This is a genomic window from Streptomyces sp. SAS_270, assembly GCF_052543295.1.
Map to the genome: position 1 here is coordinate 18,576 of NZ_JBMNDS010000014.1, position 12,174 is coordinate 30,749.

The window sequence follows — 12,174 nt, forward strand, 5'->3', positions numbered from 1 at the left end:
CCCTGCCGGCTACGCCTTCTGCGCCGCCCGCATCGCCGCTCCCACGATCCCCGCGTTGTTCTGCAGCTGGGCCGGGACGATCTCCGCCTTGATGCCCTCGATCAGGGGGAGGAACTTCGGGGCCTTGCGGCTGACGCCGCCGCCGATGATGAAGAGCTCCGGGGAGAAGAGCATCTCGACATGGGCGAGATACTTCGTGACGCGGCGTGCCCAGTGCTCCCACGTCAGCTCGTGATCGTCCTTGGCCTTGGTGGAGGCGCGGGTCTCCGCGTCGTGGCCGTTCAGCTCCAGGTGACCCAGTTCGGTGTTGGGGACCAGCTCGCCGTCGACGAAGAGGGCGCTGCCGATGCCCGTGCCGAAAGTGAGCAGCAGGACCGTGCCCTTGCGGCCCTGGCCGGCGCCGAACTGCATCTCGGCCACGCCCGCCGCGTCCGCGTCGTTGAGCACCGTCACCGGGAGCCCGCCGATCCGCTCGCTCAGCAGGGCACGCGCGTCGGTGTCGATCCAGCCCTTGTCGACATTGGCGGCCGTACGGATGTGGGAGTCGCCGGTGACCACTCCGGGGAACGTGATGCCGACCGGGCCCGTCCAGCCGAAGTGGCCGACGACCTCCTTCACGCCGTCGGCCACCGCGTCCGGGGTCGCCGGGTGCGGGGTGAGCACCTTGAAGCGCTCCTGGGCCAGGTCGCCGCGGTCCAGGTCCACAGGGGCGCCCTTGATCCCGGATCCGCCGATGTCCACGCCGAAGATCTGCATGGCACCACGTTACGACGTACGACTGACAGTCACTCCGCGGAGGGTGCCGTCCCCGTGCGCTCCGCCACCAGGGCCGCCGCCTCCGCGCGCAGATCGCGGCGCAGTTCCTTGGGCAGCGAGAAGGTGATGGACTCCTCGGCCGTCTTCACCGTCTCGACGTCGCCGTAACCGCGCTCGGCCAGCCATTCCAGTACGCCCTCGACGAGGACGTCCGGGACGGAGGCACCGGAGGTCAGGCCGACCGTGGTGACGCCCTCCAGCCAGGCCTCGTCGATCTCGGCCGCGAAGTCCACCAGGTGGGCGGCGGGGGCGCCCGCGTCCAGGGCGACCTCGACCATGCGGATCGAGTTCGAGGAGTTCTTGGAGCCGACCACGATGACCAGCTCGGCGTCCTCGGCGAGCTTCTTCACGGCGAGCTGACGGTTCTGCGTGGCGTAGCAGATGTCGTCGCTCGGCGGGGAGATGAGCTGGGGGAACTTCTCCTTCAGCGCGTCGACCGTCTCCATCGTCTCGTCGACCGAGAGGGTGGTCTGGGAGAGCCAGACGACCTTGGAGGGGTCGCGGACCTCGACCTTGGCGACGTCCTCGGGGCCGTCGACCAGGGTGATGTGGTCGGGCGCCTCGCCGGAGGTGCCGATGACCTCCTCGTGGCCCTCGTGGCCGATGAGGAGGATGTCGAAGTCCTCGTTCGCGAAGCGCACGGCTTCCTTGTGGACCTTGGTGACCAGCGGGCAGGTCGCGTCGATGGTGGCGAGCTTGCCTGCCGCGGCCTCCTCGTGGACGACCGGGGCGACACCGTGCGCCGAGAACATCACGATGGCCCCCTCGGGGACCTCCGCCGTCCGCTCGACGAAGATGGCGCCCTTCTTCTCCAGGGTCTGCACGACGTACTTGTTGTGCACGATCTCGTGGCGGACGTAGATCGGAGCCCCGTACTGCTCGAGGGCTTTCTCGACGGCGATCACGGCGCGGTCCACACCCGCGCAGTAGCCACGGGGAGCGGCGAGCAGGACACGGCGGCCAGGCGAAGCAGTCATGCGAACCATCGTAAGGCCGCGCCCGGCAGGTCAAAGATCGCCTCCTTGGGGAGACTGGGCAGGAGCTGGGAGGGGTGGGGTCAGGCACGACTCTCGGGAGGCAGGATGTCCGACACGCAGACCACCCCCGGCACCGCGGACGCCACCGGGGCCGCAGGCGGGCTGCGGCGCAGTCTGGGCTTCCGGGACCTGGTCGTCTACGGGCTGCTGTTCATCGCGCCGATGGCTCCGGTCGGGGTCTTCGGGACGCTCGACGCCAAGTCGCACGGCGCGGTGGCGCTGGTCTACGTCGTCGCCACGGTGGCGATGGCTTTCACCGCATTCAGCTACGCGCAGATGGTTCGTGTGGTCCCCCAGGCCGGCTCGGTGTTCGCCTACGCGCGCGTGGCGCTCGGCAGGGAGGCCGGGTTCGTCGCGGGATGGATGGCGATGCTGGACTACCTCCTCATCCCGGCGGTGGCCTACCTCTTCTCCGGGATCGCGATGAACTCCCTGGTCCCGGACGTCTCGCGGTGGGTGTGGACCGCGCTCGCCGTGCTCGTCACGACGGCCCTGAACCTGTGGGGCGTGCGGACGGCCGCCCGGGTGGGCTTTCTGGTGCTGGCCATGGAGATCGTCGTCCTGGTGGTCTTCGTCGTGTCGGCGGTCGTCGTGCTCGCGCGCGACGGGGCCGAGCGCGGCTGGCTGTCGCCGCTGTCGGGGGACGGCTCGCAGGGGGCGTTCGCGCTGTCGGCGGTCTTCGGCGCGGTGTCGGTCGCCGTTCTGTCGTATCTCGGCTTCGACGCGATCGCCTCGTTCGCCGAGGAGGTCACCGGCGGTTCGCAGAAGGTGGCGCGGGCGGTGTTGTTCTGCCTGGCGATGGCCGGTGTGCTGTTCGTGGCGCAGACGTATCTGATCGCGCTTCTGGAGCCCGTGTCGTCGGCGCGGCTCGCCGCCGAGCCGGTCCGGCAGGGTTCCGCGTTCTACGACACCGTGAACACGTCCGTCGGCACATGGCTGCACGACCTGGTGGCCGTGAGCAAGGCGATCGGCGCGGCCTTCGCGGCGCTCGCCGGACAGGCCGCGGCCGGGCGCCTCGTCTTCGCGATGGCCCGCGACCGACGGCTGCCGCGCGCCCTGTCGAGGACCGACTCCGGGGTGCCGCGGGCCGCGCTGCTGACGGCGGCGGTCATCACGCTGGTCGCCGCGGTGTGGGCGGCTCGGCGCGACGACGGCATGGACCACCTGGTGTCGGTGGTCGACATCGGCGCGCTGACGGCCTTCACGCTGCTGCACGCGAGCGTGGTGGGGTGGTTCGCGGTACGGCGCCGGGGTGGGCCGGTGGTGTGGTGGCGGCACGTGCTGATTCCTGTGGTCGGCGCCGCGATCACCGTCGCCGTGATCGTGGAGGCGTCGGGCACCGCGCAGGTGGTCGGGGCGGTCTGGCTCGCGGTGGGGCTGGCGGTGCTGGTCGTCCAGCGGGGGCGGCCGGCACCCCCCGTATCGGCCTGAACGGTCTCGTGCCCGAACGCCGGACGGGCTGTGGCCCCCTCCTGTCGGTGGCGGCCACTACGCTCGGCGCATGGCTCTCAACACGTCCGCGGACGCCCCGCTGCCCGTCGGCGAGGTGTCGCGGCTCATCGGGGGATGGATCGACCGGCTCGGCGCGGTGTGGGTCGAGGGGCAGATCACCCAGTTGTCGCGGCGCCCCGGCGCGGGCGTCGTCTTCCTGACGCTGCGCGACCCGTCGTACGACATCTCCGTGAGCGTGACCTGCTACCGCCAGGTGTTCGACGCGGTGGCCGACGTGGTGAGCGAGGGCGCGCGGGTCGTCGTCCACGCGAAGCCGGAGTGGTACGCGCCGCGGGGGCAGCTGTCGCTGCGGGCCGTCGAGATAAAGCCGGTGGGTGTGGGTGAACTGCTCGCCCGGCTTGAGCAGTTGAAGAAGTCACTGGCCGCCGAGGGGCTCTTCGCGCCCGAGCGCAAGAAGCCGCTGCCGTTCCTGCCGCAGCTGATCGGGCTCGTCTGCGGGCGGGCGTCCGCGGCCGAGCGGGACGTGCTGGAGAACGCGCGCCACCGTTGGCCCGCCGTCCGCTTCGAGGTGCGCAACGTCGCCGTGCAGGGTGTGCACGCGGTGCCGCAGGTCGTGCAGGCGGTGAAGGAGCTGGACGCGCTCGACGAGGTCGACGTGATCGTCGTGGCGCGCGGCGGCGGCAGCGTGGAGGACCTGCTGCCGTTCTCCGACGAGCAGCTCGTCAGGGCGGTCGCGTCCTGCCGTACGCCGGTCGTCTCGGCGATCGGGCACGAGCCGGACAACCCGCTGCTCGACCATGTGGCGGACCTGCGGGCGTCCACACCGACCGACGCCGCCAAGAAGGTCGTGCCGGACGTCGGCGAGGAGTTCGAGCGGGTGCGGTTCCTGCGGGACCGGGCGCGTCGCTGCGTCCAGTCGTACATCGACCGCGAGGAGCGTGGTCTCGCGCACGCGCTGGCCCGCCCCTCGATAGAGGATCCGCACCGGATGGTGGACGAGCGGGCCGACCATGTCGCCTCGCTGGTCGACCGCGGGCGGCGCACGCTCGGGCATCTTCTCGACCGCGCCGACTCCGAGCTGGCCCACACCCGCGCGCGCGTGGTGGCCCTCTCCCCCGCGGCGACCCTCCAGCGGGGTTACGCGGTGCTCCAGAAGGCCGACGGTCACGTGGTCCGGGACCCGGCCGAGGTGGCACCGGACGAAACGCTCAGGGCGCGGGTCGCCGAGGGTGAATTCACAGTACGAGCAGATGCGTAGGGTGGGCGGATGACCAGCAAGGTGGACGAGGCGCTCGGGTACGAGCAGGCGCGGGACGAGCTGATCGAGGTCGTACGCCGGCTGGAGGCGGGCGGCACGACTCTTGAGGAGTCCCTCGCCCTCTGGGAGCGCGGCGAGGAACTGGCGAAGGTGTGCCGGCGCTGGCTGGAGGGCGCGCGGGCGCGGCTCGACGCGGCGCTGGCGGAGGAGGAGCCGGACGGCGAGGACGACGACTCCGAGTGACCCTCTGAGTCGCCTTCGCCCGGACGAACGCCGAGAAAGGGGCCCTGCGGGGTCCCTTTCGTCGTTCCCGCCACCTCCGTCGCCTGTGAAGAGGATCACCATCGGCCGATTTTGGTTGAACCTTAAACCTCATCGCCGTAATGTCGGTACTGCCAGCCGATCCCCCCGGATCCGACGCACATCTGGAGAAGGTTCCTTCATGTCTCTCGTTCTTGACCCCGCCGCCCAGGACCTGCTGTTCCGCGAGGCCCGCACCGCGAACACGTTCACCGACGAGCCGGTGACCGACGCGCAGGTGCAGGCGATCTACGACCTGGTCAAGTACGGCCCGACCGCCTTCAACCAGTCGCCGCTGCGCATCACCCTGGTCCGCTCCGCCGAGGCCCGCGAGCGCCTGGTGAAGCACATGGCCGAGGGCAACCAGCCGAAGACCGCCACCGCCCCGCTGGTCGCGATCCTCTCCGCGGACAACGAGTTCCACGAGGAGCTCCCCGCGCTGTTCCCGCACTTCCCGCAGGCCAAGGACATGTTCTTCGCCGAGCGCCCGGCCCGTGAGGGCGCCGCTTCGCTGAACGCCGCGCTGCAGGCCGCCTACTTCATCGTCGGCGTCCGCGCCGCCGGCCTCGCCGCCGGCCCGATGACCGGCCTCGACTTCGCCGGTGTGCAGAAGGAGTTCCTGGACGACGACCACACCCCGCTGATGGTCATCAACATCGGCAAGCCGGGCGAGGACGCCTGGTTCCCGCGCTCCCCGCGCCTGGACTTCGACCAGGTCGTCACCACGGTCTGAGTCACCGCGCAGGCACATGAGGAGGGCCCCCGGCAGCGCGCCGGGGGCCCTCCTCATTGCGTCCACGCGGTGTGTCACGTCGTCTTGGCGGACTCCGCCTTCAGGGACTCGGCCATCTTCGCCAGCTGCGCGAACGAGCCCGTGCCCGCCACCACCGTGGTGGAACCCTTGGCCTTCAGGACGAGGGCGTCGTACCGGCCGCCCGCGTAGCGCTGCCATGTCCGGTCGCCGATCCGCTCGGTGACCTTCGTCTCCTTGGCGCCCCCGCTGGCCGTGTCGATGAACACGGTCGGCTTCTGCGTGGACTGCTCGATCGCCACGTACTCGCCGTCGGGAGCGTGGAAGCCGAGGTGCCAGGCGTCGAACGCGGAGCCGTCGAACCGCACGGACGTGGCCTTCCACGTGCCGGGCAGGCCTTCGGGCGCCGCCACGGGATAGGCCGCGGCGCGGCGTGCCGTGAGCAGTTCGACGCGGTAGTCGACGCGCTTGACGTCGGGGGTACCGCCCTCGTCGTGCGGAATGAAGACGTAGATGACGCTCGCCATGAGCGTGATGACGCCCAGCGAGAGAATCATGTTCCGGACGCTCTGCTTGCCTTTCGTACCTGCCACGCGCCTATCGTCGCAGGTGCAGTGGTCTGCTCATCCGTGGGGCCCCCTGCTCATTTTGTCTGCCTGACGATAGAGTCGGGGCCATCACCCTCATCCGGCCGTCGCCGTATCAGAAAGGTGCGTCTCGATGACCGAGCATCATCAGCTGCCGTCCGAACTCGAGGTCTCCCCCGAGGCCCCCGACCGCAACCTCGCCCTGGAACTCGTCCGCGTCACCGAGGCCGCCGCCATGGCCGCGGGCCGCTGGGTGGGCCGCGGGGACAAGAACGGCGCCGACGGCGCCGCAGTGCGGGCCATGCGGACCCTCGTCTCCACCGTCTCGATGAACGGCGTCGTCGTCATCGGCGAGGGTGAGAAGGACGAGGCCCCGATGCTCTTCAACGGGGAGCGCGTCGGCGACGGGACCGGTGCCGAGTGCGACATCGCCGTCGACCCGATCGACGGCACCACGCTCACCGCGAAGGGCATGACGAACGCGATCGCCGTGCTCGCGGCCGCCGACCGCGGCACCATGTTCGACCCGTCCGCCGTGTTCTACATGGACAAGCTGGTCACCGGCCCCGAGGCCGCGGACTTCGTCGACATCAACGCGCCCGTCGCGGTGAACATCCGCCGGGTCGCCAAGGCCAAGAACTCCTCCCCCGAGGACGTCACCGTCGTCATCCTCGACCGGCCGCGCCACGACGGGATCATCAAGGAGATCCGCGAGACGGGCGCCCGCATCAAGCTGATCTCCGACGGCGATGTCGCGGGCTCGATCCTGGCGCTGCGCGAGGGCACGGGCATCGACCTGCTGCTCGGCATCGGCGGTACGCCCGAGGGCATCATCTCGGCGTGCGCCGTGAAGTGCCTGGGCGGCACCATCCAGGGCAAGCTGTGGCCCAAGGACGACGAGGAGCGCCGGCGCGCCGTCGACGCGGGCCATGACCTCGACCGGGTCCTGTTCACGGACGACCTGGTCTCCGGCGAGAACGTGTTCTTCGTCGCGACCGGCATCACGGACGGCGAACTGCTGCGCGGCGTGCGCTACCGCGCCGAGACCGCCACGACCGACTCGATCGTGATGCGCTCCAAGTCGGGCACGGTGCGCCAGATCACCTCGGAGCACCGGCTGAGCAAGCTGCGCGCGTACAGCGCGATCGACTTCGACCGCGCCAAGTAGGCGCGGGCACGGCCGGGTTCGAGGCCGTGGTCGTACACGAGTGGGGCGCCCCCTGTGCGGAGAGGGCCCCCCACTCGCGTACGGACTATCCGGCGGCTGCTATCTGGCCCGAGGTGCGGGCCTTCTGCATTTCCAGTTCGCGGCGACGGCGCCTGGCGAGCACCACGCGGCGCTCGGCGGCGGTGAGGCCGCCCCACACGCCGTAGGGCTCAGGTTGCAGCAGCGCGTGTTCGCGGCACTCGACCATCACCGGGCAGCGGGCGCAGACGCGCTTCGCCGCCTCCTCGCGGGACAGACGGGCCGCGGTGGGCTCCTTCGAAGGGGCGAAGAACAGGCCGGCCTCATCACGCCGGCACACGGCCTCCGTGTGCCATGGCGCTTCCTGATCCCTGTCCCGCACTGGCGCCCGCTGGGCCGGAACGGCAGCTACCTGCAGGGACTGATGCGGCGGTTGCAGCACGGTCTACTCCTGACGACGGCTTAGCGAGCGTGCCGGGCGCCGCGGGAAGTCCACAGCGCCCTCCAAGAGACGATGCAGCAAGCCCTACCCGCTGTGCGCGCGCCTATGCACTGAGTTCCGAAGAGCGGAGCGACTCATTCGAATCCGGGCCCGTTGGACCGGACCTGAGCCGGCTCCGCGCGCCGCTTCGGCCGCCGGGACGACGTCAGGATGCCGTCCGAACACCGTTCGGATTCACAAGCGTCAACGGTCGAGGTGTTTGCGCAAACTCCGGTCCACACGGTCCGCGACCCGGTCGAGGATGTCCGCGACGAGCTTGCCCCGCTTGGGCTTCGCCTCCACGTTGCCGAGGACGGCCAGCCCGTCCACGTACACCACGGGGGCCTCGGGGTCGCCCGAGTCCAGCGTGTCCACCTCGAAGTTGCCGAGGACGCCGCCGCCGCTGCCGCGCAGCGAGACGTTCTCCGGGACGCGCACCTCGATGTTGCCGAAGACCGAGATCGCCTTGATGACGACCTGCTGGTACTCGAAGATCGCCTCGCTGAGGTCTATCTCGACATTGCCGAAGACGGCGTACGCGTGGATACGGCGTCCGGCGCGATAGCGGCCCTTGCGCATCGCCGTGCTGAAGACCGCCACCACGTTCTCGTCGGCCTCCACCGGGATCGCGCCCGGGCTGGGGCGGTTGGGCACGGCTCCGTAGGCGGGTGTCGCGCGGCCCGCGTGGGCGGCGGGCAGGTCCCGTACGAACGGCTCCAGCTCGCCCACGGTCTTGGCCGCCAGCACGCCCTCGACCCGCTCGGCGTGCTCCTCCGCGGTGAGCCTGCCCTCCGCGAGGGCGTCGCGCAGGATGTCCGCGACGCGGTCGCGGTCGGCGTCGGAGCAGCGCCAGTCGGCGGGCTCGGCCGGCACGGCGGGCCGGCCGCCGGTCGACGGGTCGGTCCGGCTGTCGGTCGGGGCGGGGCTCTTGTGAAGGTCCACGGCAGCAGCGTACCCAAACGCGATAGATCGCGACTAGGGGTGTGGGCGACGAAACCGCGCAGGCCCCGGACGGCGAACTGAGCCTTACCTCACAAGCTCCCCGTCCGTCGCAGGTTCTACGCTGGTGAGCGCTGCCAATGGGTGCCGGCCACCGGCGAGAGAGCACAGGCTTCTGCGCTCCGGAGGCGAACCGAGCCCGAAAAAGCTGTCTGTCAGAGTGAGGAATGGGCGAGATGCCTGAGTTCGCGTACACCGATCTGCTCCCCCAGGGAGAGGACACCACCCCTTACCGGCTGGTGACCTCCGAGGGTGTCTCCACCTTCGAGGCCGACGGGCGGACGTTCCTCAAGGTCGACCCGGAGGCGCTGCGCAAGCTCGCCGCCGAGGCCATCCACGACATCCAGCACTACCTGCGCCCGGCGCACCTCGCCCAGCTGCGCCGCATCATCGACGACCCCGAGGCGTCCGGCAACGACAAGTTCGTCGCGCTGGACCTGCTGAAGAACGCGAACATCGCGGCGGCGGGCGTGCTCCCCATGTGCCAGGACACCGGCACGGCGATCGTCATGGGCAAGCGCGGACAGAACGTCCTCACCGAAGGTGAGGACGAGAAGGCCCTGTCCCAGGGCATCCACGACGCGTACAAGAACCTGAACCTGCGCTACTCGCAGATGGCTCCCCTCACCATGTGGGACGAGAAGAACACCGGCTCCAACCTGCCGGCGCAGATCGAGCTGTACGCGACCGACGGCGGCGCCTACAAGTTCCTCTTCATGGCCAAGGGCGGCGGCTCCGCCAACAAGTCCTTCCTCTACCAGGAGACGAAGGCGGTGCTCAACGAGTCCTCCATGATGAAGTTCCTGGAGGAGAAGATCCGTTCGCTGGGCACGGCCGCCTGCCCGCCGTACCACCTGGCGATCGTCGTCGGCGGTACCAGCGCCGAGTACGCCCTGAAGACCGCGAAGTACGCCTCCGCGCACTACCTGGACGAGATCCCGTCCGAGGGCTCGGAGCTGGGCCACGGCTTCCGGGACAAGGACCTGGAGGAGAAGGTCTTCGAGCTGACGCAGAAGATCGGCATCGGCGCGCAGTTCGGCGGCAAGTACTTCTGCCACGACGTACGTGTCGTCCGTCTTCCGCGGCACGGCGCGTCCTGCCCGGTGGCGATCGCGGTGTCGTGCTCCGCCGACCGTCAGGCGGTCGCGAAGATCACGGCCGAGGGCGTCTTCCTGGAGCAGCTGGAGACGGACCCCGCGCACTTCCTCCCCGAGACCACGGACGAGCACCTCGACGAGGCGGGTGACGTCGTCAGGATCGACCTCAACCAGCCGATGGACGCCATCCTCGCCGAGCTGACCAAGTACCCGGTCAAGACGCGGCTGTCGCTGAACGGGCCGCTGGTGGTGGCCCGCGACATCGCCCACGCCAAGATCAAGGAACGCCTCGACGCGGGCGAGGAGATGCCGCAGTACCTGAAGGACCACCCCGTGTACTACGCCGGCCCCGCCAAGACCCCCGAGGGCTACGCCTCCGGCTCCTTCGGCCCGACGACAGCCGGGCGCATGGACTCCTACGTGGAGCAGTTCCAGGCCGCGGGCGGCTCCAAGGTGATGCTGGCGAAGGGCAACCGCAGCAAGCAGGTCACGGACGCCTGCGACACGCACGGCGGCTTCTACCTGGGCTCCATTGGCGGACCCGCCGCCCGGCTCGCCCAGGACTGCATCAAGAAGGTCGAGGTCGTCGAGTACGAGGAGCTCGGCATGGAGGCCGTCTGGAAGATCGAGGTCGAGGACTTCCCGGCGTTCGTCGTCGTCGACGACAAGGGCAACGACTTCTTCCAGAACCCGGCGCCCGAGCCGACGTTCACGCACATTCCGGTGCGCGGACCCGGACTGGCCTAGTCGGGCTGCTCCGGTCGCGTCACAGCCGCTCCCCCGGGTTGAAATACATCAGCCCGGGGGTGTGCTGTATCCGTCATGAGCGACTACCGCATCGAGCACGACTCCATGGGCGAGGTCCGCGTCCCCGCCGACGCCAAGTGGCGGGCGCAGACGCAGCGGGCCGTGGAGAACTTTCCCATTTCCGGTCAGCACCTGGAACGGGCGCACATCGAGGCGCTCGCGCGGATCAAGGGCGCCGCCGCCAGGGTGAACGCCGAACTGGGGGTGCTCGACAAGGACGTCGCCGAGGCCGTGCAGGAGGCGGCCGGAGAGGTCGCCGAGGGACGGTGGGACACGCAGTTCCCCGTGGACGTGTTCCAGACCGGCTCCGGGACCTCGTCCAACATGAACACGAACGAGGTCATCGCCACGCTCGCCACCGAGCGGCTCGGCCGGGACGTACACCCCAACGACCATGTGAACGCCTCTCAGTCGAGCAATGACGTGTTCCCGTCCTCGCTGCACATCGCGGCCACCGCGGCCGTCACCCGGGACCTCATTCCCGCGCTGGAGCACCTCGCGGCCTCCCTGGAGCGCAAGGCGGAGGAGTTCGCGGACGTCGTGAAGTCGGGGCGTACGCATCTGATGGATGCCACGCCCGTGACGCTGGGGCAGGAGTTCGGCGGATACGCGGCGCAGGTGCGGTACGGGGTGGAGCGGCTGAACGCCTCGCTGCCGCGGCTGGCCGAACTGCCGCTCGGGGGGACGGCGGTCGGGACCGGGATCAACACCCCGGTCGGGTTCTCCGCGGCCGTCATCGCCGAGGTCGCCCGGGCCACCGGGCTGCCGCTCACCGAGGCCCGCGACCACTTCGAGGCGCAGGGGGCCCGGGACGGGATCGTGGAGACCAGCGGGCAGCTGCGGACCATCGGGGTCGGGCTGACCAAGATCGCCAACGATCTGCGCTGGATGGCCTCCGGGCCGCGGACCGGCCTCGCGGAGATCTCCCTGCCCGACCTCCAGCCGGGTTCGTCGATCATGCCCGGCAAGGTGAACCCCGTCATCCCGGAGGCCGTGCTGATGGTCGCGGCCCAGGTGACCGGGAACGACGCGACCGTGGCCGCCGCCGGAGCCGCCGGGAACTTCGAGCTCAACGTGATGCTGCCGGTCATCGCGAAGAACGTGCTGGAGAGCATCCGGCTGCTCGCCAACGTCTCGCGGCTGCTCGCCGACCGGACCGTCGACGGGATCGTCGCGCACCGCGAACGGGCGCGCGAGTACGCCGAGTCGTCGCCTTCCGTGGTCACGCCGCTCAACAAGTACATCGGGTACGAGGAGGCCGCCAAGGTCGCCAAGAAGGCGCTCGCGGAGCGGAAGACCATCCGTCAAGTCGTCCTGGAGGGCGGGTACGTGGACCGCGGCGACCTGACGTCGGAGCAACTGGACGAGGCTCTTGATGTCCTGCGGATGACGCACCCGTAACG

The 12,174-nt window shown here is 70.1% G+C and carries 12 protein-coding genes; 7 read left to right on the top strand and 5 right to left on the bottom strand.

Going from position 1 to position 12,174, the window contains the following annotated elements:
• Positions 1 to 9: 9 nt before the first annotated feature.
• Both ppgK and ACN6LB_RS12365 read right to left on the bottom strand, forming a co-directional pair.
• Positions 10 to 756, bottom strand: coding sequence for a polyphosphate--glucose phosphotransferase (gene ppgK / locus ACN6LB_RS12360; RefSeq protein ID WP_445025851.1), 747 nt, complete (start codon positions 754 to 756; stop codon positions 10 to 12).
• A gap of 29 nt (positions 757 to 785) precedes the next feature.
• Positions 786 to 1,802 (bottom strand): 4-hydroxy-3-methylbut-2-enyl diphosphate reductase, encoded by a 1,017-nt coding sequence (locus ACN6LB_RS12365; protein WP_445025852.1) that lies wholly within the window; start codon positions 1,800 to 1,802, stop codon positions 786 to 788.
• A 96-nt stretch (positions 1,803 to 1,898) separates the two neighbouring features.
• On the opposite strand from ACN6LB_RS12365, the gene ACN6LB_RS12370 reads away from it, so the two are divergent.
• The 4 genes from ACN6LB_RS12370 (at position 1,899) to ACN6LB_RS12385 (ending at position 5,596) form a co-directional block, all read left to right on the top strand.
• Positions 1,899 to 3,284, top strand: coding sequence for an APC family permease (locus tag ACN6LB_RS12370; RefSeq protein ID WP_445025853.1), 1,386 nt, complete (start codon positions 1,899 to 1,901; stop codon positions 3,282 to 3,284).
• Between the two features lie 70 nt (positions 3,285 to 3,354).
• Positions 3,355 to 4,563 carry an exodeoxyribonuclease VII large subunit gene (xseA, locus tag ACN6LB_RS12375; RefSeq protein WP_445025854.1) on the top strand — a complete coding sequence of 403 codons (1,209 nt, stop codon included), beginning with the start codon at positions 3,355 to 3,357 and terminating at the stop codon, positions 4,561 to 4,563.
• A 9-nt stretch (positions 4,564 to 4,572) separates the two neighbouring features.
• On the top strand, positions 4,573 to 4,806 hold the full coding sequence (locus tag ACN6LB_RS12380; protein ID WP_445025855.1) for an exodeoxyribonuclease VII small subunit: 234 nt from the start codon (positions 4,573 to 4,575) through the stop codon (positions 4,804 to 4,806).
• Between the two features lie 199 nt (positions 4,807 to 5,005).
• Entirely contained in the window at positions 5,006 to 5,596 is a 591-nt protein-coding gene (locus ACN6LB_RS12385; protein WP_356136762.1) for a malonic semialdehyde reductase, read from the top strand.
• A gap of 74 nt (positions 5,597 to 5,670) precedes the next feature.
• Here the strand turns inward: ACN6LB_RS12385 and ACN6LB_RS12390 are convergent, their stop codons facing one another.
• Positions 5,671 to 6,207: a DUF4245 domain-containing protein gene (locus ACN6LB_RS12390; RefSeq protein WP_445025856.1), complete on the bottom strand. Its 537-nt coding sequence runs from the start codon at positions 6,205 to 6,207 to the stop codon at positions 5,671 to 5,673.
• Positions 6,208 to 6,334: 127 nt separating this feature from the next.
• On the opposite strand from ACN6LB_RS12390, the gene glpX reads away from it, so the two are divergent.
• The gene (gene glpX, locus ACN6LB_RS12395; protein WP_445025857.1) at positions 6,335 to 7,369 is read left to right on the top strand and encodes a class II fructose-bisphosphatase; all 1,035 of its coding nucleotides are present in this window, start codon (positions 6,335 to 6,337) and stop codon (positions 7,367 to 7,369) included.
• An 85-nt stretch (positions 7,370 to 7,454) separates the two neighbouring features.
• Here the strand turns inward: glpX and ACN6LB_RS12400 are convergent, their stop codons facing one another.
• Together ACN6LB_RS12400 and ACN6LB_RS12405 are read right to left on the bottom strand one after the other, a co-directional pair.
• Entirely contained in the window at positions 7,455 to 7,829 is a 375-nt protein-coding gene (locus tag ACN6LB_RS12400; RefSeq protein WP_356136756.1) for a WhiB family transcriptional regulator, read from the bottom strand.
• A 243-nt stretch (positions 7,830 to 8,072) separates the two neighbouring features.
• Positions 8,073 to 8,810: a DUF1707 SHOCT-like domain-containing protein gene (locus ACN6LB_RS12405; RefSeq protein ID WP_445025858.1), complete on the bottom strand. Its 738-nt coding sequence runs from the start codon at positions 8,808 to 8,810 to the stop codon at positions 8,073 to 8,075.
• A 233-nt stretch (positions 8,811 to 9,043) separates the two neighbouring features.
• On the opposite strand from ACN6LB_RS12405, the gene ACN6LB_RS12410 reads away from it, so the two are divergent.
• Together ACN6LB_RS12410 and ACN6LB_RS12415 are read left to right on the top strand one after the other, a co-directional pair.
• Positions 9,044 to 10,711 carry a fumarate hydratase gene (locus tag ACN6LB_RS12410; protein WP_445025859.1) on the top strand — a complete coding sequence of 556 codons (1,668 nt, stop codon included), beginning with the start codon at positions 9,044 to 9,046 and terminating at the stop codon, positions 10,709 to 10,711.
• Between the two features lie 75 nt (positions 10,712 to 10,786).
• Positions 10,787 to 12,172, top strand: coding sequence for a class II fumarate hydratase (locus tag ACN6LB_RS12415; RefSeq protein ID WP_356136752.1), 1,386 nt, complete (start codon positions 10,787 to 10,789; stop codon positions 12,170 to 12,172).
• Positions 12,173 to 12,174: the final 2 nt, after the last annotated feature.

What these genes read in the sequence shown, in the direction of transcription:
- ppgK (WP_445025851.1), bottom strand. Translation starts at nt 756, where the DNA reads ATGCAGATCTTCGGCGTGGACATCGGCGGATCCGGGATCAAGGGCGCC.
- ACN6LB_RS12365 (WP_445025852.1), bottom strand. Translation starts at nt 1,802, where the DNA reads ATGGTTCGCATGACTGCTTCGCCTGGCCGCCGTGTCCTGCTCGCCGCT.
- ACN6LB_RS12370 (WP_445025853.1), top strand. Translation starts at nt 1,899, where the DNA reads ATGTCCGACACGCAGACCACCCCCGGCACCGCGGACGCCACCGGGGCC.
- xseA (WP_445025854.1), top strand. Translation starts at nt 3,355, where the DNA reads ATGGCTCTCAACACGTCCGCGGACGCCCCGCTGCCCGTCGGCGAGGTG.
- ACN6LB_RS12380 (WP_445025855.1), top strand. Translation starts at nt 4,573, where the DNA reads ATGACCAGCAAGGTGGACGAGGCGCTCGGGTACGAGCAGGCGCGGGAC.
- ACN6LB_RS12385 (WP_356136762.1), top strand. Translation starts at nt 5,006, where the DNA reads ATGTCTCTCGTTCTTGACCCCGCCGCCCAGGACCTGCTGTTCCGCGAG.
- glpX (WP_445025857.1), top strand. Translation starts at nt 6,335, where the DNA reads ATGACCGAGCATCATCAGCTGCCGTCCGAACTCGAGGTCTCCCCCGAG.
- ACN6LB_RS12410 (WP_445025859.1), top strand. Translation starts at nt 9,044, where the DNA reads ATGCCTGAGTTCGCGTACACCGATCTGCTCCCCCAGGGAGAGGACACC.
- ACN6LB_RS12415 (WP_356136752.1), top strand. Translation starts at nt 10,787, where the DNA reads ATGAGCGACTACCGCATCGAGCACGACTCCATGGGCGAGGTCCGCGTC.